Origin of the sequence: Sphingobacterium sp. E70, assembly GCF_019285695.1 — a bacterium.
Lineage (GTDB): Bacteria > Bacteroidota > Bacteroidia > Sphingobacteriales > Sphingobacteriaceae > Sphingobacterium > Sphingobacterium detergens.
On the sequence record NZ_CP079104.1, the window covers coordinates 5,493,240 to 5,516,540 of the forward strand.

The window sequence follows — 23,301 nt, forward strand, 5'->3', positions numbered from 1 at the left end:
ATTTTATCTGCTTAGTGTGCACTTAAATTCTTCGCTTTTTCTTCATCAAAATTAGCTTCTAATTCAGCCAATTTTTCTTACCGTAAGCCATTCGTGTGATCACAACGAATAGAACCGGTACGATAAAGATTGCCAAAAGTGTTGCCGCAGTCATACCACCGAATACCGTCCAGCCGATTGTTTGGCGGGATATGGCACCGGCACCATGTGACAACATCAATGGAATAATACCTAGGATGAAGGCAAAAGAGGTCATGATAATCGGGCGTAAACGCAATTTTACAGCGTCTAACGTTGCTTCATAGAGATTCATTCCGATATCAACCCGCTCTTTGGCGAATTCCACAATCAGGATCGCATTCTTGGCCGCAAGACCAATGATGGTCACCAAACCGATTTGTGCATAGATATTATTATCCAATGTTGGTATCAACGTCAGAGTCAAGATCGCTCCAAATACACCTAAAGGAACTGATAGGAGGATAGAGAATGGAACAGACCAGCTTTCGTACAATGCTGCCAACAGTAGGAATACAAATAAGATACATAGCGCAAAGATCTGAACGGTCTTTGATCCGGACTGCATCTCTTGTAGTGAAAGACCTGAGAACTGATAGTCAAATCCCTCAGGCAATGTTTGAGCAGCTACTTCTTGCAAGGCTTTCAACGCATCTCCAGAAGAATAGCCTGGGGCCGAACTACCATTGATCTCGATACTTCTAAAGATATTGTAGTGGTTGATGATCGACGGCATTGTAATCAGCTCATATTTCACCAATGTACCCATTGGCACTGGATTACCCATCGTATTGTTGACATACAGCTTATTGATGTCTTCAATGTTCATCCGGTAGGGGATATCGGCTTGTGTAACGACACGATAGCTACGGCCATATTTCGTAAAGTCATTGACATAGCTACTTCCTAAATAGGCCGATATTGTCGAATAGATACTTGAGATCGGTACGCCCATACGTTTTGCTTGTTCACGGTTGACTTCCAATTTGTAGTTTGGCGAATTGGTGTTAAACATGGTATAGGCCATTCAATTTCAGGACGTTGGTTGGCCGCCATCAGGAATTTACCTACAGTGGCTTCAAAATCTTTGATATTTACTGTTTGTAAATCTTGAATTTGTAGGGAGAAACCGCCGGAAGTACCTAAACCCGGGATTGCCGGTGGCGTTACGGCCAATACCCTTGCTTTGGTATAGCCCATATATTTACCCATTATCATACCAGCGATATCGTTGGCGGTACGTGTACGTGTTTCCCAAGGTTTTAGGGAGACGAATAGCGTTGCACCATTTGATTTGAAGGCACGGTTCAAAATATTGATACCCGAGATGGCTGTTACGTATTTGATTTCAGGGAAGGTCTTGTGTAAATCGTCCTCGATCTCTTTTAATACTTCATTGGTACGGGCAGAGGATGAACCCTCAGGTAAAGTGACCCCAGCGAAGAATGCACCACCGTCTTCAGAAGGAATAAATCCTGTTGGCTTGGTGGTAAACATATAACCTGTACCGATAAAGATACATAAAAGGATAATCAACACAAGCGGCGCCTTTTTGATGGCTTGTTTTACACCGCGTGAGTACTTGATCGTCACTTTTTCAAACCAAACGTTGAATTTGTAGAAGAACTTGTTCAATCCTTTTGCACCTTCGTGTACAGCCGTTGGTTTCAATAAAATTGAACATAGCGCAGGTGTCAGGGAAAGGGCAATAAATGCGGATAACATAACTGATACAGCAATGGTAATCGCAAATTGTTGATACAGTTTACCCACCATCCCCGGAATAAATCCTACCGGAACGAATACCGCGGCCAAGATCAAGGCAATTGCGATAACCGGTGCAGTAATATCACCCATTGCACGACGTGTTGCTTCTTTAGCATCCAGTTTATAATGGTCAATATAGTGCTGAACCGCTTCCACCACAACGATGGCGTCATCCACTACGATACCGATGGCCAGTACAAAGGCAAGCATCGTCAAGTTGTTGACGGAGAAACCAAACATCAGGAAGAAGATGAAGGTACCAATAATCGACACTGGAATCGCTAGAACAGGGATTAATGTCGCTCTCCAGCTTTGTAGGAAGAAGAATACCACAAAGGTTACCAAAAGTAGCGCTTCCACCAAGGTATGGATTACCGAAGAAATGGATGCATTTACCACAGAAACGGTTTCGTAACTGATGGTGTAATCAACGTCAGTTGGAAAAGATTGCTTTAATTTTTCCAGGGCAGCAACAATACCTTCTGCGGATTCAACGGCGTTTCCACCCGGTGTCTGGTTGATCATCATCGCTGACGAGGTCATTCCATTTACTTTGGAAGAAGTTCCATAACTAAATTGTCCCAGTTCTACACGTGCGACATTCTTTAAGAGTACAATGGATCCATCTTTATTGGTTTTGACGACAATATTTTCAAAGTCCTCGGGATTGGAAAGGTCACTATCCGTAATAATAGGATATTCAAATACGGTCGAAGACTCTTGTGGACGTGCTCCGACACTCCCCCTGGTATACGGGTGTTTTGTTCGGCAATAGCTGCGGAAACATCTGCAGGTGTCATGCTTAAATTAGCCAATTTGTTGGCATCTAACCACACACGCATGGAGAAAGGTTGACCGAAGGCCGTTACATCACCGACACCTTTGACACGCAATAACGCATCTTTGACGTACAAGTTGTTGTAATTGGCCAGAAAATTTTCATCTCTGGTTCCTTTGGGTGATGTTAAAGCCACCAACATCAAGATATCGTTATTGGCTTTACGGGTAGTGATCCCCAAACGTCTAACAGCTTCTGGAAGGGCAGGTTCTGCAATCCCGACACGGTTTTGTACGTCTAGGGTTGCGATATCGATGTCGGTACCTACTTCAAATGTGACAGTAATTGTTGCTTGACCATTTGAAGTACTATTTGACGACATATAAATCATGCCAGGTGTACCATTGATCTGACTCTCAATCAGCGTTGTCACGGTCTGCTCAACCGTCTGTGCATCTGCGCCTGTATAGTTTGCTGTAACTGTTACAGTTGGCGGTGCAATAGAAGGGTACTGGCTAATTGGCAACGTAGATACAGCAATAATTCCGATGATTGAAATCAATATCGAAATAACGATTGCGGTAACTGGCCTCTTAATAAATACTTCTGAAATCATTCTATATCTTTTAGATTCTCTTTAAAAATTAATGCTGTTATTTTCCTTTCGGAGCGCCTTTTGCAGCTTGTTGGGCAGCAGTGGCAGCATCGACAACTTTAACACCATTTTGGACATTCATAGCTCCATCAACAACGATTTTCTCACCGTCTTTGACACCCTCTTTGATGACGATTTTATCACCGGCTTTAATACCCAATTTTACCTGACGGATTTCAGCTTTGCTGCTATCGTTAACGGCATATAAATTGAACACACCCAATTGTTCGAAGACAGCTTTGTAAGGGACAACGATTTCTTCAGTTGCCGATGTGGTCGATACATTCATGGTGATATTCATGCCCGCTCTTAACGCATTGGCATTGTTGGGGAATGTAGCCCGTATTTTAATTGTTCCTGTCGCTGGGTCAACAGCACGGTCAATGGTCGTTATGCTTCCTTTACCTTCATAGGTACTTCCGTCCGGCAATAAAAGCGAAAGATCCGAAGAAGAATGGCTGCTTTGCATTTGAGCAAATTTGCTGATATCTTTTTCGTTGACCTGAAACTCAATGGCAATCGGGCTTGTTGAGGATAATGTATTCAATAGTGTAGTACCAGGATTGACCAAAGCACCTAAGCGTACTTGTGATATACCAATGGTTCCGGAGAATGGCGCACGAATCGTAGAACGGGACAGGTTGGTATTGGCTGTTACCAATGCCGCGCGCGCAGATTCTACCTGTGCTTGCGAAGCAGCAACATTTGATACGGCATTATCATAAACCTGTTTAGCGATCGCGTCTTTGTCAGCCAATACTTGATAACGGGCCAAATCTCTTTTTGACGGTCGAGATCTGTTTGTGCGATTTGAAGGCTTGCTTTGGCCTGTTGTACCGCTGCATTATAACGTGTTCCGTCAATCTCATATAAGGCTTGACCTTTAGAGACCACAGCACCGTCTGAAACATATATTTTGGTAATATAACCGCTTACTTCTGCAAATAGGTCTGCTTCGTTCAACGGTTTGACTGTTGCTGGGTAACTTATGGTTCCGTAACAGTCTCATGTGATGCTGCGCCAAAGGTAACAGGAACAACCTTCTCGGCCTGAGCCTGTGCTGCACCTTGCTTTTTTGCATCTTTATTTCCACAAGAGGTCCATACTAAAGCCGTCCCAAGGAAGAAAGCGAATAATAATTGTCTTTTATTCATGATTTGTATTAGTTTCCGTTTGAATTGATTAATTAGTTTGGATTGCCCCAACTGCTTTTTGAACATCAATTTACTTGATAGCAATGCATAGAGCGCGCTCAGATAATTGAATTGCGTTATTTTGAGATCATTTTCAGCTGTCATTAAATCCAGGTATTTTGTGATTCCCTCATCGTATTGCAATTTGATTGTTTCATAAACCTCTTTGGACAATTCTACATTCTCTTTTGCCGTTTTCCAATCATTTAGATTGGCATTGTATGTGGCTTTTGATAAGGCATACTCCGTATTGATACTGTTTTCCAGATTCTTGATATCCCAGTCAATACGTTCCTCCTGCAACCTGGATTTATTGACTTGTTTTTTCGTTTAAATCCGTCGAAAATAGAAAAAGAGAGATTCAAACCTGCGACAGAACCCGGAAAATTGTCGTTATAGAGTTTGCTAAATTTATCATTCCGATAATTGAATGCGTAGTTATAAAAGGCACTTACGCTAGGTAAATAGGTCCATTTAAAATATTGCGTATTCAATTGCTGAATTTTTTTCGATGTTTCCAATTGTTGGAATTCGATCCGATTGGAAACACTTACAGCAGCTGTGGTATCCAATAAAATTTCGGATTCCATGTTGCTATTACTGAATGATAAAGTAAGATTTTGGCCTTTATCCAATGCTAGCAGCTGTTTCAGATATTCATATTTATATTTTCGTAATTCGACGTTCCGTTTTTCGTCTGCGTTGGAATTGGCCAAAGCGATCTGTGCTCTTTTAAAATCCGTTTTGTCAACCACTCCGACATCATATTGCGATTTTGCGTCTTTCAGCTGCTTTTGGAGCCTAGCGATGTTTTCGCGGACAATTTTAATCATTTCCTCTGTGGTTAGGATGTCATAGTAAGCTTTGCTGACTTCCACAACCGCATTTATTTTTTTGCTTTCGGTGTTTTGTTTGTTGCTTAGGCGAACTAATGAGGCAGCCTTTTTGCCTGTATCAATTCGGGATTCAACAATTGCTGATCGGCTTGTAGCGTCAATGCACTGGCATTATTCTGCCCCATTTTGATATTATTTCCACCGATATTGACCACGGGGACAATCACATTATAGTTATAGCTTCCTTTCAAACCTAATTGTGGGTACCAACCTGAAAGGGAGATATCGATATCCTTTTCACCGATGGCCTCATCCAATTGTGCCTGTTTTACAGAAATTTGATTGCGTAGTGCATAATCTATCAGCTGCTGAAGCGTCGCATTTGGCGGCAAGTTTTCAGATTGCTGTTGTGCAAATCCTGTATTACTCAACAGCGACAGTGTCGCTAAGGAGTAAACGATTTTATTAAACTTCATATATCTCATTAATTATTTTTATTTCTATTGACAGCACCATCCCAAATTATTTCCATTAACTCCTTCATATTCTGTTCGGAGAAGTGAAGATCTTTGAATTTGATGCTATGTACTGTGGACAAAGCCACACCGATATAACTTGCCACCAATAGGTGAACATTTACTTGTTTTAAAATTTTTTTGTCAATGCCTTCCTGCAAAAAGTCAAGTACCTTGTTTTGGCCACCGACAGGTTCCTGTATCTCAGCCTTATTCTTCTCGTAATAAGGTGAGGAAAAAACTGTTCAAAAAAACTGAAGATTCGTCCGTTTTCTAAATAGAACTGAACAAAGTTGCGCCACACATGAAAAAAAAGAAGCTTTATAATCAAAGTCTTCTTTTATCCCATCAAATATGTAATCGTTCAAGATTGACCGGCAATGTTTGAACAATGCAAAGATCAAATCATCTTTAGAGGGAAAATAGTGGTAGATAGTTCCTATCGCTACATCAGATTCCTGTGCGATCTTACTCATTGGTGTCCCATGGAAACCGTTTGTGTGTATCAGTTTAAGTGTGGCAGCAAAGACAGCTGCAATTTTTTCATTTGTCTGCATCAATCGAACGTTCATTCGGTTGCAAAATTAGTGATTAATTTGAATCCAAAATGTCAAATTATTGTTATAAATCAATAAATACAAAAACAAATTGGACCAATAATACAATAAGGAAAAAAGATTTAAATTGTTTTGGCTTTGGATGATTATTTTTTAGTCGGCAGGATTTAACGTGTCTCTCTGGCAGTAGGCCAAAAAAAAAGAGGAACTTTTACAAGTTCCTCTTTTTTATTGACAATTTTTTAATTGTTTTTCCACTTCATTTAAGGGAAATATTTCCTTACCCTTATTGATCTTTGTATTGATATAGGTCAGTACATAAGCAATATCAACGGCGGAAAGATTTGAAGCTGGCATCGTGTTATTGAATTTTTGCCTGCGATCTCGAGTTCCCCTGTTGCGCCATGTTTAACGATACAGGCAAGCTTTTGACGATTTGTTTCCAAAAATTTGGTATCTGTAAGCGGAGGGTAGAGGTTTCCCAATCCTTCTCCTTTTTCGCCATGGCAATTCTGACAATGTGCTATATACACTTTTTGACCATTTACGCTGTATTGTGCTGTCCGGATATCAATTTCGCTTTGACAGCCGATCACAGCCGATATTAGGCAACCGATAATAAAACAGGTCGTTAAGAGGGTACGCATATTAGTTTTTAGCTTCGTTCAATAGCTTTGGTAAGTCCTCCATTAGTTTTTTTACCTGCTCATCATTAGTACCATCATAAGCGCCACGGATGCGTTTATCCTTGTCAATCAAGACAAGGTAACCTTGGTGATCATAACCTCCGGGGCATTCTTATCCTCAGCTGTATAAACCAGGTATTGGTTGGCTATACCATAAATATCTGCCTTTGTACCTGAAACAAATTGCCAATGGTCATTGCTTACGCCTAGTTTATTTGCGTAATCTTTCAACACGTAAGGCTGGTCATATTTAAAATCTATGCTATGGGACAAAAAGCGAACAGCATCATTGTCCTTATATTGTGTATAGATTTTGAGCAAATTACGGTTCATTGTTGGGCAGATGCTTGGACAATGTGTAAAAAGAAGTTTGCGATATATACTTTCCCTCGAAATCCTTCTCTGAGATCATCACACTATCCTGGTTCAAAAATTTAAATGCCGGTATGGTATGATAAACTGTATCTATCACTTGTTTTCCGTCAACTGTTTTTTCGACGGCTTCCCGTTCACCATAAATTGGTAAGTTGGACTGGCTCGTGTTTTTGCAAGAAAATAAACCAAGCAATAGGCCCGTAGCACAACAAAGTTTAAATATAGATTTCATCTGTTTTTATTCTTTCATTATTAATTTGCCCTACTGGGCTTTTCTATCCTGTTATAGGGTCGTATTGAGCAGGGCTGTTCACCTAGAAGTTCTTTAATTTCTCCTGGCTTTCCTTGGAGACAGCATCAAATATTTTCTTCATGTCGGATACTTTTTGCAATTCGACTTCAAAATATTTGATATCGGTACTGTCAGGCTTATATGCTTTCATCCAGTCCATCATATGGTCTGTTGCACTTTCCAGATTGGCTTTCAATATACCAAGGTCTTTTTTGTTGCTGTGGTGTCTAAGTCCGCCTTAGCAGCTTTCAGTGTTTTTAGATTATTCAAGATAGAGTCTATTTTGACTGCATCGCGGTCAAAATGAGCGATCTGAGGCATGATTTCATCATGGATTTTGATTGTTGAATCTTGTAAAACCTTTACATTGTTTGTGCCAGTGGTTCCACATGCCGCTATTGCCAAGGATGCGATAGCCATGAAAGCGATTTTGTTCATGTTTCTATTTTTTTGGTAATTGGACAAAGATATCAATTTCTTATTGCTCGACCTTTCGATTTCTATCCGGGAATGTAAAATTCAAGTCACGAATGTAGGTTTCACAATGTACTACAGCACATAAGTCATCATTTTTATCCTTGATTTCCAGACTCAGGTTTTTGACAATTTTGCCTTTCGTGCGAATGGTTTGGCTACATTCGTCCAGTAGTTCATCCGAAAGTTGAACAGAATAGCCCACACTTGTTTTGCCGGGTTTTTTAAAATCAATCCGAGATGACTTGAGCCAGGCTACAGTCTTTCTAAACCCTGTTTTTGAAGGTATTGATCGATTAGGATTGGAAATATAGGGTCTGCAGCAGCGAAAATTGTTCCACCAAACAAGGTTTTATTGGTGTTGATATTGAACGGAGTCTTGTAAATTTTCACTTCGGCTCCTTTAAAGCCAGGACTGATTTTTTTACCCAGATTCCCTGAAATAAAAAAGGAGGGTAAAAACGCAATAGCCATGTTAATGCACGCGGACTGTATCTCATGATACAAAAATAGAACAATGTACCGGATTATTTTCCGAAATCTTGGTTTTCTTATTTCACTATGGTATTTTTACGGCATCAAAGAACCTAAAATGTCAACATTAAAAGATAAACAGACTGAAAGCAAGAAGGTATGGCTATTGGTAACGATCGCATCGTTGGGGTATTTTGTCGATATCTATGACCTCATTATTTTTTCTATTGTCCGCATTCAATCCTTTACGGATATCGGAGTACCGATAGAACAGATGCGGGTAAAAGGAGAGTTTGTCCTTAATATGCAGATGGGCGGCCTGTTGCTGGGTGGAATTATCTGGGGAATTATCGGTGATAAATACGGGCGTTTAAAAGTGTTGTTTGGTTCCATTCTACTATATTCCTTAGCGAATATTGCAAATGGTTTTGTAGGGGATGTGTGGCAGTATGGAATTATCCGCTTTATAGCCGGGATTGGATTGGCTGGGGAACTGGGAGCGGGGATCACCTTGGTTTCGGAAAGCATGCATAAGTCAAAGCGCGGTTATGGAACGATGCTGGTTGCCAGTGTCGGGGTGTTGGGCGCTATTTTAGCCTACTTTGTTTCGGAGGAATTTAATTGGCGTACCGCTTATTTTGTTGGTGGTGGAATGGGTTTATTGTTGTTGCTATTGCGTGTTGGTTCTTTTGAATCTGGTCTATTTAAGGAACAGGATAAAAGGATGTTCCCAAAGGTGATTTTAGGATGCTCTTTACCGATAAAGGCCGATTGAAACGTTATATCAATTGTCTCTGTATAGGCTTGCCAATCTGGTTTGTGGTGGGGTGCTGGTCACGCAGGCTCCAGAAATAGGAAAAGCACTTGGGGCATCCGAAACCCTGAGCGCGGGTAAAGGAGTGATGTTTGCTTATATCGGAATTTCCATTGGTGATGTGTTGGCAGGTGTGTTTGCACAGATTCTAAAATCCCGGAAAAAGGTGGTTTTTATCTGCCAGTTGATTATTATCGGTAGTTCGCTATGGTATCTTTTGAGTACTGGAATTACAGCCAATAAATTTCTGGTTTTGGCTTTTATCATGGGGTTAGGAGTAGGGTATTGGGCAACATTTGTGACTATTTCGGCAGAGCAATTCGGGACCAACCTGCGGGCTACTGTGGCTACCACAGCGCCTAATTTTGTCAGAGGTGCCTTGATACCGTCAACAATGATCTATGGACTTTTGGTGGATTCTTTTGGTATTGTCACCGCGGCAATTACGATGGTCTTGCTTCTTTCTGGTATTGCCATGTATTCACTGACACAGCTTGAAGAAAGCTTTGATAAGGACCTGAACTATCTAGAGGAGTAAACTCAGATATATCACAACAGACAGCCTATACTAGCAGCCTATTTTTTTCGGCCGGGGCACTTTTTGCAACGTTTTCCTTCTTTATATTTTTTACAGCATTTTTTGAAACAAACACAGGAAAAATCAGAAAAAGGATTCATTGCGGCACTTCTAAATTGAAATGGGCTTGCTTTGCCCTCGCCCTCACACTGTTCCACAAAGGATTCAATAACTTCGTTCATAAGGCAAAGTTACAATTTGTTTAAAATAATTCTAAATAAAAATGTTGTTTTTACATTTTTTGATTAGGTTCTCAATTACTTTCGGGAAATGCTGGTGTTCCAATTGCTGTCCTTTGAACTTAATGATATCCAGGGTATCACCGGCGTCTACCTTAAATTTTGCTTGATAAATAATCTCGCCCTCATCAAAGTGCTCATTGGCAAAATGAATGGTAATGCCATGTTCTTCCTCTTTGTTGGCCAAAACAGCTTTATGTACATGGTCGCCATACATGCCCTTGCCGCCATATTTGGGGAGGAGAGCAGGGTGGATGTTGATGATCTGATTTGGATAGGCTTTTAAAAGATTGTTTGGAACAAGCCATAGGAAACCTGCCAGGACGATCAGATCGATATTTAAATTTTTAAGGATATTAACGACATTGTCCGTGTTGTAAAATTCATTGCGATCAAATATATGTGCTGGAATTTCAAAATTGTCAGCGCGCTGAATAACATAAGCATCAGGGTTGTTGGACAGGATCAGCGCAACCTCAACTTCATCTGAGTATTTGAAATGTTCCATTATTTTTTGAGCATTGGACCCTGAACCTGAAGCAAAAATGGCAATTCGTTTTTTCACGATTAATGAGTATTAATAGATTTGATCGATTTAAAAATTAGTCCAAACTTACGCATTTTTTGTAAAAAAACTAAAATATTGACGAATAGAACCGCATTTTTAGCTATTATTGATTAAAATTAATTGAATATTCATTGTCAGTTTAAAATTCTTTAACATGAAGTTACTCTGCTCCCTATTTTTTGCATGTGCATTTTTTCTTTTTCAACCCTTATTTGCGCAGGCTCCAAAAACAATTCCGGCATTTACGTTTGATGAGGTCTATCAGTCGGGCAAGTTCCATTCGGACAAATTGCCGAAGACAGGTTATATCGTTTTGGATTTCTATGATCCAGGTTGTGGTCATTGTCAGAAAATGGGAGCGGGCATCGCACAGAATTTGCAAAAGCTAAAAAACGTTAGTTTTTATTTTATCTCGATGAATGACAAACCTTACGTGGATGGGTTTATTAATATGCATGCCAAAGCGCTGAAAGGTGCTGCTAATGTAAAATTTTGTTCGACTCCGGTACACAGTTTATTGAAAAATTTAGCCCCAGTAATTATCCTTCACTGTATGTTTATGATGCTAAGACGAAAGCCTTAGTGCAGCATCTTGATGGGGAGGACGATGTGAAGAAATTGCTGAAAGCAGTAGGGGTTTCGAATTAGAAGATAGTTTACCTGTAAAATACCTGTTTATAACATAAGAGCCCCGCTAATGGAGTGGGGCTCTTATGATTATTCATAAACTATCAATCTTCCTGTTTATTGATAAAGACGAATTTTCCATCAAACACATCCAGTCTGATAATCGAATCACGACTGACTTTGCCGGATAAGATTTCTTTCGACAACTCATTCAGAATACGTTTCTGAATGACACGTTTCAATGGTCTGGCGCCATAGATCGGATCGTATCCGAGTTGTGCCAACCAATCCATTGCTTCGTCTGAGGCTGTGATAAAGATGTTTTGTTCGGCCAGTTGTTTTTGGACATGTGTAAATTGAAGTCGCACAATATCACCGATCTCATCTCTACTCAATGGCGTAAACATAATTACTTCATCAATACGGTTCAGGAACTCTGGACGGATCGACTGTTTAAGCAGATCAAATACCTCCGTCCGCGTTTTTGCAATGATCTCCTCTTTGTTGTCATCATCCAAATGACTGAAATTCTCTTGGATGATATGCGATCCTGTATTAGAGGTCATGATAATGATCGTATTCTTAAAGTTGACCGTACGACCTTTGTTGTCCGTCAGGTGACCATCATCCAATACCTGCAACAAGATGTTAAATACATCCGGATGTGCTTTTTCGATTTCATCCAGTAATACGACCGAGTAAGGGTGTCTGCGTACGGCTTCTGTGAGCTGACCGCCTTCATCATAACCGACATATCCCGGAGGCGCACCGATCAAACGAGACACGGCATGTCTTTCCTGATATTCGGACATGTCGATACGGACCATAGACTGTTCATCATCGAATAGAAATTCAGCCAGGGCTTTTGCGAGTTCGGTTTTTCCGACCCCGGTTGTACCCAGGAAGATGAATGAACCTATCGGGCGTTTTGCATCATTCAGTCCTGCTCTGGAACGACGGATTGCATCAGAGATCGCTTCAATGGCTTCATCTTGACCTGCGACCCGTTTGTGAAGTTCCTCTTCCAGATTCAGCAGCTTTTCACGTTCAGACTGAATCATTTTGCTGACAGGTATTCCAGTCCATTTAGCAACGACATCAGCAATATCTTCAGAAGTTACCTCTTCCTTGAGCATGCGTTTGCTTTCCTGTTTTTCAGCCAGTTCAGCTTTCAGTTTCTCCACTTTTTCCTGTGCTTCTTTGATCCGTCCGTAACGTAATTCGGCCACTTTGCCATAATCACCTGAGCGTTCGGCCTGTTCGGCTTCAAGTTTATAGTTTTCAATGTTTTCAATTTCTTGATTTACATTGTCCACCAGGCTTTTTTTTCTTCTTGCCATGAAGCTCTTAGGGTATCGCGTTCAGCGGATAAGTTGGCAATGCTTTCAGAAAGTTCCTGCACCTTTTTATCGTCATTCTCACGTTTCAATGCTTCGCGTTCGATTTCCAATTGCATGATACGGCGCTCTAATTCGTCCACGGCTTCTGGTACAGAGTCCATTTCCAGGCGTAATTTGGAGGCAGCCTCGTCAATTAAGTCAATTGCTTTATCCGGTAGAAAACGGTCGGCGATATAACGTTGCGATAATTCTACCGCTGCGATGATAGACTCATCTAGGATACGTACTTTATGATGTGTTTCATAACGTTCTTTGAGTCCCCGCAGGATGGAAATGGCATCCTGTGTATCTGGTTCTTCGACCATTACCTTTTGAAATCTACGCTCTAGCGCCTTGTCTTTTTCAAAATACTTTTGGTATTCATTGAGTGTGGTCGCTCCAATGGCACGTAGTTCACCTCTGGCTAAGGCAGGTTTTAGGATATTTGCGGCATCCATAGCCCCTTCACCACCACCAGCACCAACCAAAGTATGGATCTCATCGATGAAGAGGATGATCTCACCATTGGAATCCGTTACTTCTTTGACAACGGCCTTTAAGCGTTCCTCAAATTCCCCCTTGTATTTAGCTCCCGCAACGAGGGCTCCCATATCCAATGAAAATACAATCTTGGACTTTAGGTTTTCCGGCGCATCACCTTTGATAATCCGATAGGCGATTCCCTCGGCAATAGCGGTCTTACCAACCCCGGTTCACCAACGAGTATGGGGTTGTTTTTGGTGCGTCGTGAAAGAATCTGCATGACACGTCGGATCTCCTCGTCCCGACCGATGACCGGGTCTAGTTTGCCGGATTCGGCGTATTCATTTAAGTTACGGGCATATTTTCCAAGTGCGTTGTAAGTTGCCTCTGCATTTTGATCGGTCACGCGACTATTGCCCCGCAATTCTTTAATGGCAGTTTTGAGATCTTTTTCCGTTACCCCTTGTGATTTCAGTAGGGTTGAGTTTTGTCTGAAGTGGCCAATATACCCAGTAGTACATGCTCGACCGAGACAAATTCATCGTTAAATTCTTTGAGATATCCTTGTGCTTTTTGTAAAGCATTGTTTGCATCACTGCTGAGATAGATGTTACTTCCGCTTACTTTGGGGAAGCTCTCGATTTGCTTATCAAGCTCAGCGCCAAGGTAAGGGATGTTGACGTTCAATTTCTTTAAGAGGTGACTGACAACATTTTCATCTACAGTAAGTAATGCTTTTAATATATGTGCTGTCTCGATGGCCTGTTGCTGATTTCCAGCGGCTATCTCCGACGCTTTTTGTATAGCCTCTTGGGCTTTGATTGTGTAATTGTTAAAGTTCATTCTGTATCGCTTAATTAAAATTTTGTTGATATGTAGGGGTATAACAATTGAAATGCCATTCGGGTTTTATGTGTTAATTCGGAAAAAATGACATTAATATTTATTGATTCATGACAAATTTTCAGTATTAAAAAATAATGCTGTTGATTTTTAAATATTTGGCATCAAAGCGGGTAAAAATTATAGCGGGGACTTGCATTTTTGATTTAGGCTTTCGATATTTGCAGCATCTTAAAACGGAGGTCGTTTTAAGATTGAAAAGAAGTAAAAAGCCTCTTTAGCTCAGCTGGTAGAGCAACTGACTTGTAATCAGTAGGTCATTGGTTCGATTCCGATAAGAGGCTCTTCGAGTGTTACTCATCAAACTTCTTTAAAAAGCCTCTTTAGCTCAGCTGGTAGAGCAACTGACTTGTAATCAGTAGGTCATTGGTTCGATTCCGATAAGAGGCTCTTTGAGCGATACTCATTAAAATTCATTTAGAAGGCCTCTTTAGCTCAGCTGGTAGAGCAACTGACTTGTAATCAGTAGGTCATTGGTTCGATTCCGATAAGAGGCTCAAAAAAATCCCCAAGAATTTCTTGGGGATTTTTTTGTTTTTAGTCTAAGCTGAGCTTGGCGGCTATCGCTATTTTCTTCGGTATATCGGTGTTGTCCATTTTTTGGTTGAACTGCTCTGCGCCTGCACCAATGGCATAAACGGGCGCGTAAGCTGCTGAATGGTTGTTGGAAGCCCAGGCAATTGAGCCCATACGGTTTAGTATGGCAATGCTTAAAGCCGCGATTTTGTCATCACTGGCGTACAAACTTTTTGCTGTTTCATTCTGGTGGTCAACGAAGCTACGTTGGTAAGCTCCCTGTAGTGATTTGTCGTCATCCGCATTGACTTTTACCTGGTTATACAGGCCTGTATGCGTGGAAAGCAGATTTTTAGGTCATCCCAAGTTGCATTTGCTTTGTTTTTGCGCAGATTACCGATTTCATTTGAAAGCTCGGCATGCGATAATTTTGATTAGCCAGTAATTTTGTCTTTAAAGTAGAGCTACCGTTGCCGATACCCAATCCACCGGTTTCATGGTCAGCAGTCACCACAATAAGTGTTTCTTTGGGGTGTTTCTTGTAGAATTCATACACAAGCTCTGCTGCCGAATTAAAGTCTAATACTTCCTGGATGGTGGTAGCAGCGTCGTTTGCATGGCAGGCCCAGTCTATTTTTCCACCTTCAACCATCAAAAAGAATCCATTTTTATTGTTTTGTTCCAACGATTGGATGGCAGCAGCGGTAATATCCGCTAGCTTGAGGTCAGATGGTTTTTGATCTATGGCGTATTTTAGCGCATCTGTTGCAGTTCCGTCTGTATTCATAAGGATAATTTTGTCAGACTTGCGGGGATGTTGCGTATAGGCCTCTTTTCCCTTTAAAACTTTGTATCCTGCTTTTTCAAACAAAGGGAAAAGGGAAGGAGCTGGCTGTTTATCAAAGGTTGTTTCGGGTTTTAGGAAATTGGATCCACCAAAGAAGTCAAAATTGAGCTGATAATTTCTTTGCCAATTTCGTAATACATATCACGGTCAGGCTGATGGGCATAAAACGAAGCAGGTGTAGCATGGTCTATACTCACAGTGGTGATGATACCGACTTTCTTTCCTTTTTCCTTGGCTGCATAAGCGATACTTTTGTGTGGCACTGTTCCGGTACTGTCCATTCCGATAACACCGTTTTTCGTTTTTTACCGACGGCAAGAGCTGTACCACCAGCGCCAGAATCGGTAACACCATTGGATTGGGAGTGCGTGGAAGCAAATCCAACATGGGGAAACTGGGTAAAGACCAAAGGTACTGTACTGTTTTTTTGCTGGAGTTCGGCACGGTGTATTTCGGTCAGATTGACTTGATTAAGTCCCATTCCGTCACCGATGAGGTAAAAGATATATTTTGCTTCTTGGCTAAAAGCCGGAAATACATAAATAAAAGCAAAGAGAAAAAGGAATAAAACGCGTTTTTTCATTAGTGTGATAGATAAAATAAATGACAGCAAATTAATAAGCCCGGATTAGCTTATTGTTAATTCATTGTTATGAATACTTTTTACATTACCCTTGGTTCACCTTGTCTGATAGCTGTTTGATATCTTCCACTGAGATGATATTGATGCGTTCTTTGCGGGCGTGAATGGACTTTATCATTGCTTGGGCAACCAGGGCAACAGGTAGCGCTTCATAGCTCTTAAAAAGGCCGATACGGTTAAAAGCGCGCAATGCGCTTATGCCGATTTTTTCACCTAAACGATCTGTATTGGGACGGATCAAGCCGCCGGGCTGTACAATAATAAGTTTACCAAAATCTAGTGCTTTCACATGTTGCTCCAGACTCCCTTTCATCCGATTGTAGAAAATCTTCGATTCAGCATCTGCGTTGACCGCCGAAAGTAATACAAAACAGGGGATTTCATTTTTCTTGGCCAGCGCTGCGAATTGCAGGTTGAGGTCATGATCTACCTTCCATTGCGCTTCTTTACTACCTGCATCTTTGACTGTGGTGCCCAGACAGGAAAAAGCAACATCGCCGTGAATTTCCTGTTCAAACTCTTGGAGTTTACTGAAGTCTACAACGATCTGCCGTAATTTGGGTTGCTCATCAAAGTTCTTGCGCCGTAAGAGGACGACGACTTCGGTAAAATCCGTAGATTTTAATAGTTCATGAACAAGTACTCTTCCAGTGGCACCGGAACCACCAATTAAAACTGCTCTCATGTTGTTGATTTTTTTGTTTTACATCAAATGAACGACAGGCTATCCCTGTCAATCGGGACAGCAATACTGCTGTTGATAAACAATAGTTTTACAGCAGAATCCCTAATCTTTGTAATTTGGTTTTCCGGGTGTAAAACGTACGATGGATTGATCCAGTCTCAGGGCGTCTGCTACAGTAATCAGATCTTCTTCCACAATAAAATTTTGATCGATAGAGGTTTTTATTGTCGTAAAATCTTCCTGATCGGCGTCCTGAAAATACAATAGCGATTGGATGGTTGATACTGCTACGAGTTCGAGTAGTTCGTCTTCACCTTCATAGCCAACATAGAAAAAAATCTGCCATAATTATACAATTTGGTTTTATACGAATATACTTTATTTAATCCTAAAACTGCCTAATTCGAACTGAAAACTTGTCACCGATATGTTGTTTTTTTAATAAAGTATCATATTTAAATTTTCTTGTATAGAGACTTATTTCCCTCACAAAAATGCCTTATATTTGAGGTAATCGTTTTAAATAAATATTAACAATAAGATCATATAAAGATGGATAAAGAGCAGATACAAAATTGGTTGGATAATGGGTATGATATACTGCACCATGGCAGGCCGGTTAAAGTTGAAGGCAATCTGTGGGATTATATTGATGGGTTGGGAAGCTATGAAAATGTGTTTGTATTACGGGAACTGATTTATTGGACAGAGGAGGAGCTGGCAAATATCGGGAAACAATAACAAGGTCTTGAATCCAAGATTGCTGTCTGAGATCCAAGACCAGTTGAGCTTGCTATTGTTGTTAAAGGATAATATTGCGTTTAAATGCACATCCTAATTCGATGAGAGAATCTGTCTTTGCGATGCCCGGAATGTTGTCAATTTTTTCATAAAGCAACTGACGCATATGTTCATGGTTTCTGGCGATAATCTTTACGTATAAAGTGTAGTTTCCAGTGATGTAATAACATTCCGTAACTTCAGGGATCTTTTTCAGCTCGGCAATGATACGACTTGAATCATGATCTTTTTCCAGACTGAGCCCCGTAAAAGCCCCCAATCATAACCTAATCTTTTTCATCTAATACGGGTTTTATACCTGTTAATATCCCTTGCTCCATGAGACGATTGATACGTTGATGGATCATGGTATTGGATACGCCTAATGCTGTTGCAATAGCGGAGTACGCCATTCGGCCATCCGCATCTAGGTATTTTAAAATTTGAAGGTCAAATTCATCTATTCCGTTCATTGTTATGTAGGTTTAAAAGTTAATTTTAATATTTTAACGCTAAAATAGCGTTAAATTCTATTATTTTATCTTAAAAATAGTAAAAATTGTATATTTGTTATTATTTGAAATAAAATCCAAATTATGAGTATTGTATCTAAACAAGGAAACGGCGCGGCATTTATTGCCAAGGAAGAAAAATATGGAGCACACAACTATCACCCTTTACCGGTTGTGTTGGAGCGGGCAGAAGGTGTCATGGTATGGGATGTTGATGGTAAGTCTTATTTTGATTTCCTGTCGGCATATTCAGCAGTCAATCAGGGGCATTGTCACCCGCGTATTATTGCTGCGTTGACAGATCAAGCTCAGAAGTTGACTTTGACTTCACGTGCTTTCTATAACAATAAGCTGGGAGATTTTGAGGAAATGATCTGTAAGCTGTTCGTATTTGATAAAGCTTTGGTTATGAACTCGGGTGTAGAGGCTGTTGAAACAGCGATGAAGCTCTGTCGTAAATGGGCATATCAAGTCAAAGGTATTGCTCAAAATCAAGCTAAAATAGTTTTTGCCAAAGATAATTTTCATGGACGTACCATTTCGGTGATATCTGCTTCAAACGATACGACTGCAACCAACGATTTCGGTCCTTTCGTGGAAGGAATAGCATTGGTGCCCTACAATGATATCGAGGCATTGGAAGCCTTGTTTAAACAGGATAAAAATATTGCCGGATTTATTGTTGAGCCAATTCAGGGTGAAGCGGGAATTGTGGTTCCGGATGCAGATTATTTGAAACGTGTACGCCAGTTGTGTACAACCTATAATGTACTCTTTATTGCGGATGAAATCCAGACAGGTATAGCAAGAACCGGAAGTATGTTGGCTTCCTATGCCATTGATGATGTGGATAGTGCGAGTAAACCGGATGTATTGATATTGGGTAAGGCCCTATCTGGAGGTGTATTGCCCGTCTCAGCGGTATTGGCAGATGATGCTATTATGTTGTGTATCAAACCGGGTGAGCATGGTTCTACCTACGGTGGTAATCCGCTGGCCTGTGCGGTAGCGATGGAAGCGCTTCAGGTTGTGCTGGATGAAGATCTGATCAACAATGCCCGTCAAATGGGGGATCGGTTTTTGGAGGGTTTACGAAAAATTGCGGCCAAATCGGATATGATTACCGAAGTCAGGGGCAAAGGACTATTGACAGCTATTGTGATCAATGCCAGCGAAGAGAGTGATCTAGCCTGGAATATTTGCCTAGAATTTAAGGAAAATGGTCTTTTGGCAAAACCTACTCATGGCAACAAGATCCGTTTGGCGCCACCATTGGTGATTACGGAAAGTCAAATCGACAGCTGCCTGGAGATAATCGAACGATCGTTGACTAATGCGACTGCACGATGAAGAAAATGATTGAATTGATCAAAAACAGATCTGATATTGGTGCGGGTACCCGAGGTTCTGACCTTGGTATAGATGCTATTGAGATTGCGGCGATCAACAAAGGAAGTCAGTATTTTATCAATTATCCCTTTGTGGATGTGCCTACACGAAATAGTTCCATTTACCAAAATGATAACCATCCTTTCGGTAAACATATCCAACAGATCTATGAGCAGTGTAAGCAGGTGGCCTCTACAGTGGAAGATAGTCTGTCGGCGGGTAATTTCCCTTTGGTATTTTCGGGTGACCATTCTTCGGCAATGGGGACAATAAGCGGTATCAAGTCGGCTTATCCTGATAAAAAATTGGGTGTGATTTGGGTTGACGCCCATGCGGATATTCATTCACCCTATACAACACCTTCTGGCAATATGCATGGCATGCCCTTGGCGGCCATGTTGAACGAAGATAACCTGTCCTGTAAAATTAATGAAATTGATCAATCAACGCAGGAATTCTGGAATAAGCTGAAGCGTATTGCTGGTCCGGCAGAAAAGATACAACCAGCGAGTTTAATCTATTTTGGAGTCAGAGATACCGAGGAACCTGAAGATCTATTGATTGCGCATTTGGGGATCAAAAATTACCGTGTCGAAGAAATTCGCCAACGTGGAATTGAAGACTGTGTGGCTGAAGCACTGCTCGGTTTGCAGGATTGCGATATGATTTATATCTCTTTTGACGTGGATAGCATGGATAGCGAATTGATTTCAGATGGTACCGGAACGCCTGTTCCCAAGGGCTTTATGCCAAAGGAAATCGTCCTGATATTGGAAGAAATTATACGATCTGAAAAGGTAAGCTGTCTGGAAATCGTTGAGGTAAACCCTTTGTTGGACAATAAAGGGAATAAGATGGCGGAAGTTGCTTTTGATATTTTAGAACGCATAACACCGCTGATCGAACTCAAATCTGGTGATTGATAGCTAATATGATTTCCTTTTATATTGCTTTTGGCTTAGATCGGCTTCTCTGTAAGGATTAGTGATATTTAACTAAGATTGAGCAAAAGGTCATGTAGTGCGCTTGTATTAATATTTAATAAATCAATAAATACGAAGGGGTATCTGACAGGAAGATCGGATACCCCTTATTTTTTACTGTTTCTGGATGTCGTCCCTTATAGGGTCTTTTCAATAGTTCAGCCCTAAGTTATTTGCTTTTATCTTGTTAGGTCGTTTTTTCGTATATGATAGGAACTTTGGTGCAGGCAAGCTGCGTCCAACAAGGCCTGTTGGAGGTTAATTGTTTAGTGTTTTATTGCCGTTATACCAAAGAAACAGCAATAAAACACCAAAGAAACACCAAAGAAATAGCAAAGAAATAGCAAAGCAGTCCCAAGCCAGGTCCCTAGAAGGTACGAAGAAGTCTCGAAGAACAGGCCTAGAAACGGTAAAGAACAACCCATAAATAACCAAAGAAACAGCAATGAAACACCAAAGAAATAGCAATAAGCAAGCAAAGAAAAGAAGCACTTTCGTATAAAATATCCTGCCAATAGGACAGCAGACATATATTAAGTTTAATCTGATTTAATATTCTCTTAACATGCTAACGCTTAAATTTACGCGGCGACTATTTACGGCAAAAATGAGAATTTCTTACAATATTATATTTTCGACCTTCTTTCTGGTACAGCTTTTTTTTCTCACAGTTGACTACGGCACAAGCTGATTCATTTAAAGAGATTCGGGTATTAAGCCAAAATTATCCAGATTCGGCGATTACCTTAGTGAAAAAACGTTATGCGAAAGCCATAAACGACCGTGATCTACTGCTACAGGAAATTGCCTGCAGACAATAGGTTGGTTATGCGTGAATCAAGGGCATTATGCCCAGGCGCAGGACTATTACTTCCAGGCAGATCGCATCTACACCCAGCTCAACGCGAAACAGGCACTGGGATCCAACTGGAGTGATATCGGTGAACTCAATATCTTCAACAAGCAACATCAGTTGGCCAAGGAATACTTTAACAAGGCGCTACACACATTCAAAAGCGAAAATGACCGAAATGGTGAGGCTTCTGTCCTGGGAAATATGGGGCATCTTTTTGAAAAGGAGGGACATTATGATTCGGCTTTTGTCTATCAAAAACAGGCCTTGGTGATCTACCGTGAGCAGACAAATCGTAATGGGGAAGCTAAGATTCATGAAAACTTGGGCAGTATCTATGAAGATCTTGGGAAATATGATAGTGCTTATTTGCATTTTGAAAAGGCGAGGAATTTATATCAGGAAACACAGGATAACTATGGAAGGATTGTGGTGATCAATAATATGGGTGATATCTTTCGAAAAACCAATAAATATCCCGAAAGTATTCAGCTGACCCAACTCGCTTTTCGCCTAGCGGAGAATCTTGGAGATGTCTATCAGATGGCATCAACGACAAAAGATCTCAGTAAGACATATGCTTTAAGCGGACAAATGGACAGTGCTTATTTCTATGCAGAACGGAGCCGAAAACTCGTGCTGGAGCTTTATAGTGTGGATGGGGCGCGGCACACAGCATTTTTCCAGGCACTGTATGATATGAATCAAAAGGCGGAGGAAATAGAAAAACTACAGACAAACAAACGGATCAATTCGATCTTGTTGCTCGGTACGATTGTGGTATTGATCTTATTGAGTGTATTATCCTATGTTCTTTATAGCCGGCAGAAAATAAGGATCAAAACTCAGATCGCTGAATCACGGAAACAGGAAGCGGAGCGTGAACTGGCGGAAATAGCACTCAAAAATCAGCTGTTGGAAGATAAGCAGCTCAAGCAGGAGCTAACGCTGAAGGAAAAGGAACTCACATCCCATACGCTCAACCTCATCCGCAGTAACCAATTTCTGGAAGAACTTCGCGACGAATTGAAAGCGCTAGTCAAAGACGATCGACGGGATCAAAAGAAACCTATGCAACGGTTGGTACAACAGATCAGTGAACATATTACGCAAGGCATCCATTGGAAAGAGTTTATGGGGACATTTGAACGCGTACATCATAGTTTTTTGAAAAACTGATCAAGCTATTTCCTGATCTGACCGCAGCCGACATGCGCCTGATCGCATTGCTGAAAATCAATCTCAATAATACAGATATCGCGATCCTGTTGGGGATATCACAGGATAGTCTTCGTGTGGCCAGACATCGGTTAAGGAAAAAACTAAAACTGGAACAGGGTGAGGATCTCGCCGGGTATCTGCTTAGTATTTCATAATTTCTTAACATAAGGATAACTGAAGGTTAACGGCGCTTATTTTGCTTGTAATTGTCTTTATTTCAGTTGTTTATTTGTTGTTGATTCCCTCTGGTTGATCCCCTGTTTCAGCTTGTTTCTTTCTTGTAACGCCAAAGATTTTGTGAATCTGTTGCAGGCTATCATATTTGCAGCAACAATCAGAGATTCATAATAATCTATTAAAAATGAAAAACGTTTTAACGGTATTGCTTGCCTCCAGTATTTCGATCAGCGCCGCTTATGCAACCAAGATCAAGGGAAAGTCCTGGATGGACAAACAGGGGAAGCCATAGTCGGTGCGACCGTGTTCCTTGAACAAAGGGGTTTGTCAACCAAGACACAATTGGATGGTTCATTTGAATTCAAAGGACTATCCGCAGGTACAGATAAAGTCCATATTCGGCATGTGGCCTATACTGAATTGATTAAAGAAATTGAGATTAAAAAGAGAATACACCTCATTTTACTTTTCAGCTAGCCTCGAGT

The 23,301-nt window shown here is 40.8% G+C and carries 27 protein-coding genes, 3 tRNA genes and 5 pseudogenes; 12 read left to right on the top strand and 23 right to left on the bottom strand.

The features are described from left to right. Positions 1 to 11: 11 nt before the first annotated feature. The 14 genes and pseudogenes from KUH03_RS49850 to KUH03_RS39310 all read right to left on the bottom strand — a co-directional run bounded on the left by KUH03_RS49850 (position 12) and on the right by KUH03_RS39310 (position 8,539). Positions 12 to 3,179, bottom strand: a pseudogene (locus KUH03_RS49850) (efflux RND transporter permease subunit). A 37-nt stretch (positions 3,180 to 3,216) separates the two neighbouring features. Beyond that, entirely contained in the window at positions 3,217 to 3,975 is a 759-nt protein-coding gene (locus KUH03_RS39255; RefSeq protein ID WP_257090052.1) for an efflux RND transporter periplasmic adaptor subunit, read from the bottom strand. Continuing rightward, positions 3,897 to 4,181, bottom strand: a complete 285-nt coding sequence (locus KUH03_RS39260; protein ID WP_257090053.1) for a biotin/lipoyl-binding protein — start codon at positions 4,179 to 4,181, stop codon at positions 3,897 to 3,899. The genes KUH03_RS39255 and KUH03_RS39260 overlap by 79 nt, the downstream gene beginning before the upstream one ends. 23 nt (positions 4,182 to 4,204) lie before the next feature. Next, positions 4,205 to 5,409 (bottom strand): annotated as a pseudogene (locus KUH03_RS39270) (TolC family protein). Further along, positions 5,340 to 5,723, bottom strand: coding sequence for a TolC family protein (locus KUH03_RS39275; RefSeq protein ID WP_257090055.1), 384 nt, complete (start codon positions 5,721 to 5,723; stop codon positions 5,340 to 5,342). The pseudogene KUH03_RS39270 and the gene KUH03_RS39275 overlap by 70 nt, the downstream one beginning before the upstream one ends. An 8-nt stretch (positions 5,724 to 5,731) precedes the next feature. Beyond that, positions 5,732 to 5,923 carry a hypothetical protein gene (locus KUH03_RS39280; RefSeq protein WP_257090056.1) on the bottom strand — a complete coding sequence of 64 codons (192 nt, stop codon included), beginning with the start codon at positions 5,921 to 5,923 and terminating at the stop codon, positions 5,732 to 5,734. A gap of 84 nt (positions 5,924 to 6,007) precedes the next feature. Then, positions 6,008 to 6,334: a TetR/AcrR family transcriptional regulator gene (locus KUH03_RS49855; protein ID WP_373564568.1), complete on the bottom strand. Its 327-nt coding sequence runs from the start codon at positions 6,332 to 6,334 to the stop codon at positions 6,008 to 6,010. 296 nt (positions 6,335 to 6,630) lie between these two features. Next, positions 6,631 to 6,966 carry a cytochrome c gene (locus KUH03_RS39285; RefSeq protein ID WP_257090057.1) on the bottom strand — a complete coding sequence of 112 codons (336 nt, stop codon included), beginning with the start codon at positions 6,964 to 6,966 and terminating at the stop codon, positions 6,631 to 6,633. A gap of 108 nt (positions 6,967 to 7,074) precedes the next feature. Beyond that, positions 7,075 to 7,338, bottom strand: coding sequence for an SCO family protein (locus tag KUH03_RS47445; RefSeq protein WP_306429319.1), 264 nt, complete (start codon positions 7,336 to 7,338; stop codon positions 7,075 to 7,077). Beyond that, complete coding sequence (locus KUH03_RS47450) at positions 7,328 to 7,612, bottom strand: hypothetical protein (RefSeq protein ID WP_306429320.1); 285 nt, start codon at positions 7,610 to 7,612, stop codon at positions 7,328 to 7,330. Before KUH03_RS47450 ends, KUH03_RS47445 begins: the two co-directional genes overlap by 11 nt. A gap of 82 nt (positions 7,613 to 7,694) precedes the next feature. After that, the gene (locus KUH03_RS39295) at positions 7,695 to 7,868 is read right to left on the bottom strand and encodes a hypothetical protein (protein ID WP_257090058.1); all 174 of its coding nucleotides are present in this window, start codon (positions 7,866 to 7,868) and stop codon (positions 7,695 to 7,697) included. After that, positions 7,865 to 8,110 carry a hypothetical protein gene (locus KUH03_RS39300; RefSeq protein ID WP_257090059.1) on the bottom strand — a complete coding sequence of 82 codons (246 nt, stop codon included), beginning with the start codon at positions 8,108 to 8,110 and terminating at the stop codon, positions 7,865 to 7,867. The genes KUH03_RS39295 and KUH03_RS39300 overlap by 4 nt, the downstream gene beginning before the upstream one ends. A gap of 40 nt (positions 8,111 to 8,150) precedes the next feature. Beyond that, positions 8,151 to 8,351, bottom strand: a complete 201-nt coding sequence (locus KUH03_RS39305) for a hypothetical protein (protein ID WP_257090060.1) — start codon at positions 8,349 to 8,351, stop codon at positions 8,151 to 8,153. A gap of 50 nt (positions 8,352 to 8,401) precedes the next feature. Next, a complete protein-coding gene (locus tag KUH03_RS39310) occupies positions 8,402 to 8,539 on the bottom strand; it encodes a hypothetical protein (protein WP_257090061.1) in 138 nt (45 codons plus the stop codon). A gap of 199 nt (positions 8,540 to 8,738) precedes the next feature. Between KUH03_RS39310 and KUH03_RS39315 the strand changes: the two are divergent. Beyond that, a pseudogene (locus KUH03_RS39315) lies at positions 8,739 to 9,972 on the top strand (MFS transporter). A gap of 252 nt (positions 9,973 to 10,224) precedes the next feature. Here the strand turns inward: KUH03_RS39315 and purN are convergent. Beyond that, positions 10,225 to 10,815: a phosphoribosylglycinamide formyltransferase gene (gene purN, locus KUH03_RS39320; RefSeq protein WP_257090062.1), complete on the bottom strand. Its 591-nt coding sequence runs from the start codon at positions 10,813 to 10,815 to the stop codon at positions 10,225 to 10,227. Positions 10,816 to 10,972: 157 nt separating this feature from the next. Between purN and KUH03_RS39325 the strand changes: the two genes are divergently transcribed. Then, positions 10,973 to 11,401, top strand: a complete 429-nt coding sequence (locus KUH03_RS39325) for a thioredoxin family protein (RefSeq protein WP_257090064.1) — start codon at positions 10,973 to 10,975, stop codon at positions 11,399 to 11,401. Between the two features lie 148 nt (positions 11,402 to 11,549). Here KUH03_RS39325 and clpB read toward each other — a convergent pair. Then, positions 11,550 to 14,150: pseudogene (clpB, locus tag KUH03_RS47455) on the bottom strand (ATP-dependent chaperone ClpB). Positions 14,151 to 14,421: 271 nt separating this feature from the next. Between clpB and KUH03_RS39350 the strand changes: the two are divergent. The 3 genes from KUH03_RS39350 (at position 14,422) to KUH03_RS39360 (ending at position 14,707) form a co-directional block, all read left to right on the top strand. Further along, positions 14,422 to 14,494: transfer RNA gene (locus KUH03_RS39350), tRNA-Thr, on the top strand. Between the two features lie 33 nt (positions 14,495 to 14,527). Beyond that, positions 14,528 to 14,600 (top strand) — tRNA-Thr (locus KUH03_RS39355). 34 nt (positions 14,601 to 14,634) lie between these two features. Beyond that, positions 14,635 to 14,707: transfer RNA gene (locus KUH03_RS39360), tRNA-Thr, on the top strand. Between the two features lie 40 nt (positions 14,708 to 14,747). Here KUH03_RS39360 and KUH03_RS49860 read toward each other — a convergent pair. The 5 genes and pseudogenes from KUH03_RS49860 to KUH03_RS39390 form a co-directional block, all read right to left on the bottom strand. Continuing rightward, on the bottom strand, positions 14,748 to 14,954 hold the full coding sequence (locus tag KUH03_RS49860) for a hypothetical protein (protein ID WP_373564569.1): 207 nt from the start codon (positions 14,952 to 14,954) through the stop codon (positions 14,748 to 14,750). Positions 14,955 to 15,078: 124 nt separating this feature from the next. After that, complete coding sequence (locus KUH03_RS39370) at positions 15,079 to 15,597, bottom strand: alkaline phosphatase (RefSeq protein ID WP_257090067.1); 519 nt, start codon at positions 15,595 to 15,597, stop codon at positions 15,079 to 15,081. 47 nt (positions 15,598 to 15,644) lie between these two features. Then, positions 15,645 to 16,156, bottom strand: a pseudogene (locus tag KUH03_RS39380) (alkaline phosphatase). An 85-nt stretch (positions 16,157 to 16,241) separates the two neighbouring features. Further along, positions 16,242 to 16,901, bottom strand: coding sequence for an NAD(P)H-binding protein (locus tag KUH03_RS39385; RefSeq protein ID WP_257090070.1), 660 nt, complete (start codon positions 16,899 to 16,901; stop codon positions 16,242 to 16,244). 102 nt (positions 16,902 to 17,003) lie between these two features. After that, positions 17,004 to 17,165: a hypothetical protein gene (locus KUH03_RS39390; protein ID WP_257090072.1), complete on the bottom strand. Its 162-nt coding sequence runs from the start codon at positions 17,163 to 17,165 to the stop codon at positions 17,004 to 17,006. 288 nt (positions 17,166 to 17,453) lie between these two features. Here KUH03_RS39390 and KUH03_RS39395 point away from each other — a divergent pair, with 288 nt between their 5' ends. After that, complete coding sequence (locus KUH03_RS39395) at positions 17,454 to 17,642, top strand: hypothetical protein (protein ID WP_120257934.1); 189 nt, start codon at positions 17,454 to 17,456, stop codon at positions 17,640 to 17,642. A 61-nt stretch (positions 17,643 to 17,703) separates the two neighbouring features. Here the strand turns inward: KUH03_RS39395 and KUH03_RS39400 are convergent, their stop codons facing one another. Continuing rightward, entirely contained in the window at positions 17,704 to 17,961 is a 258-nt protein-coding gene (locus KUH03_RS39400; RefSeq protein WP_257090073.1) for an Lrp/AsnC family transcriptional regulator, read from the bottom strand. Between the two features lie 7 nt (positions 17,962 to 17,968). Next, positions 17,969 to 18,154: a winged helix-turn-helix transcriptional regulator gene (locus KUH03_RS39405; RefSeq protein WP_257090074.1), complete on the bottom strand. Its 186-nt coding sequence runs from the start codon at positions 18,152 to 18,154 to the stop codon at positions 17,969 to 17,971. Between the two features lie 123 nt (positions 18,155 to 18,277). On the opposite strand from KUH03_RS39405, the gene rocD reads away from it, so the two are divergent. The 6 genes from rocD (at position 18,278) to KUH03_RS39435 (ending at position 23,293) form a co-directional block, all read left to right on the top strand. Then, positions 18,278 to 19,543 (top strand): ornithine--oxo-acid transaminase, encoded by a 1,266-nt coding sequence (rocD, locus tag KUH03_RS39410; RefSeq protein ID WP_257090075.1) that lies wholly within the window; start codon positions 18,278 to 18,280, stop codon positions 19,541 to 19,543. After that, the gene (rocF, locus tag KUH03_RS39415) at positions 19,540 to 20,505 is read left to right on the top strand and encodes an arginase (RefSeq protein ID WP_257090076.1); all 966 of its coding nucleotides are present in this window, start codon (positions 19,540 to 19,542) and stop codon (positions 20,503 to 20,505) included. Before rocD ends, rocF begins: the two co-directional genes overlap by 4 nt. 731 nt (positions 20,506 to 21,236) lie before the next feature. After that, on the top strand, positions 21,237 to 21,386 hold the full coding sequence (locus tag KUH03_RS39420) for a hypothetical protein (protein ID WP_257090077.1): 150 nt from the start codon (positions 21,237 to 21,239) through the stop codon (positions 21,384 to 21,386). An 11-nt stretch (positions 21,387 to 21,397) separates the two neighbouring features. Continuing rightward, entirely contained in the window at positions 21,398 to 22,597 is a 1,200-nt protein-coding gene (locus tag KUH03_RS39425) for a tetratricopeptide repeat protein (protein WP_257090078.1), read from the top strand. A 32-nt stretch (positions 22,598 to 22,629) separates the two neighbouring features. Then, entirely contained in the window at positions 22,630 to 22,794 is a 165-nt protein-coding gene (locus KUH03_RS39430; RefSeq protein ID WP_257090079.1) for a hypothetical protein, read from the top strand. Positions 22,795 to 23,119: 325 nt separating this feature from the next. Then, the gene (locus KUH03_RS39435) at positions 23,120 to 23,293 is read left to right on the top strand and encodes a hypothetical protein (RefSeq protein ID WP_257090080.1); all 174 of its coding nucleotides are present in this window, start codon (positions 23,120 to 23,122) and stop codon (positions 23,291 to 23,293) included. Positions 23,294 to 23,301: the final 8 nt, after the last annotated feature.

Bases quoted from the DNA above. Each gene is read 5' to 3' on its own strand.
- KUH03_RS47450 (WP_306429320.1), bottom strand. From the start codon at position 7,612: ATGAAATCTATATTTAAACTTTGTTGTGCTACGGGCCTATTGCTTGGT.
- rocF (WP_257090076.1), top strand. From the start codon at position 19,540: ATGAAGAAAATGATTGAATTGATCAAAAACAGATCTGATATTGGTGCG.
- KUH03_RS39275 (WP_257090055.1), bottom strand. From the start codon at position 5,723: ATGAAGTTTAATAAAATCGTTTACTCCTTAGCGACACTGTCGCTGTTG.
- KUH03_RS39395 (WP_120257934.1), top strand. From the start codon at position 17,454: ATGGATAAAGAGCAGATACAAAATTGGTTGGATAATGGGTATGATATA.
- KUH03_RS39285 (WP_257090057.1), bottom strand. From the start codon at position 6,966: ATGCGTACCCTCTTAACGACCTGTTTTATTATCGGTTGCCTAATATCG.
- KUH03_RS47445 (WP_306429319.1), bottom strand. From the start codon at position 7,338: ATGAACCGTAATTTGCTCAAAATCTATACACAATATAAGGACAATGAT.
- KUH03_RS49855 (WP_373564568.1), bottom strand. From the start codon at position 6,334: ATGAACGTTCGATTGATGCAGACAAATGAAAAAATTGCAGCTGTCTTT.
- rocD (WP_257090075.1), top strand. From the start codon at position 18,278: ATGAGTATTGTATCTAAACAAGGAAACGGCGCGGCATTTATTGCCAAG.
- KUH03_RS39300 (WP_257090059.1), bottom strand. From the start codon at position 8,110: ATGAACAAAATCGCTTTCATGGCTATCGCATCCTTGGCAATAGCGGCA.
- KUH03_RS39385 (WP_257090070.1), bottom strand. From the start codon at position 16,901: ATGAGAGCAGTTTTAATTGGTGGTTCCGGTGCCACTGGAAGAGTACTT.
- KUH03_RS39325 (WP_257090064.1), top strand. From the start codon at position 10,973: ATGAAGTTACTCTGCTCCCTATTTTTTGCATGTGCATTTTTTCTTTTT.
- KUH03_RS39430 (WP_257090079.1), top strand. From the start codon at position 22,630: ATGCGCCTGATCGCATTGCTGAAAATCAATCTCAATAATACAGATATC.
- KUH03_RS39405 (WP_257090074.1), bottom strand. From the start codon at position 18,154: ATGAACGGAATAGATGAATTTGACCTTCAAATTTTAAAATACCTAGAT.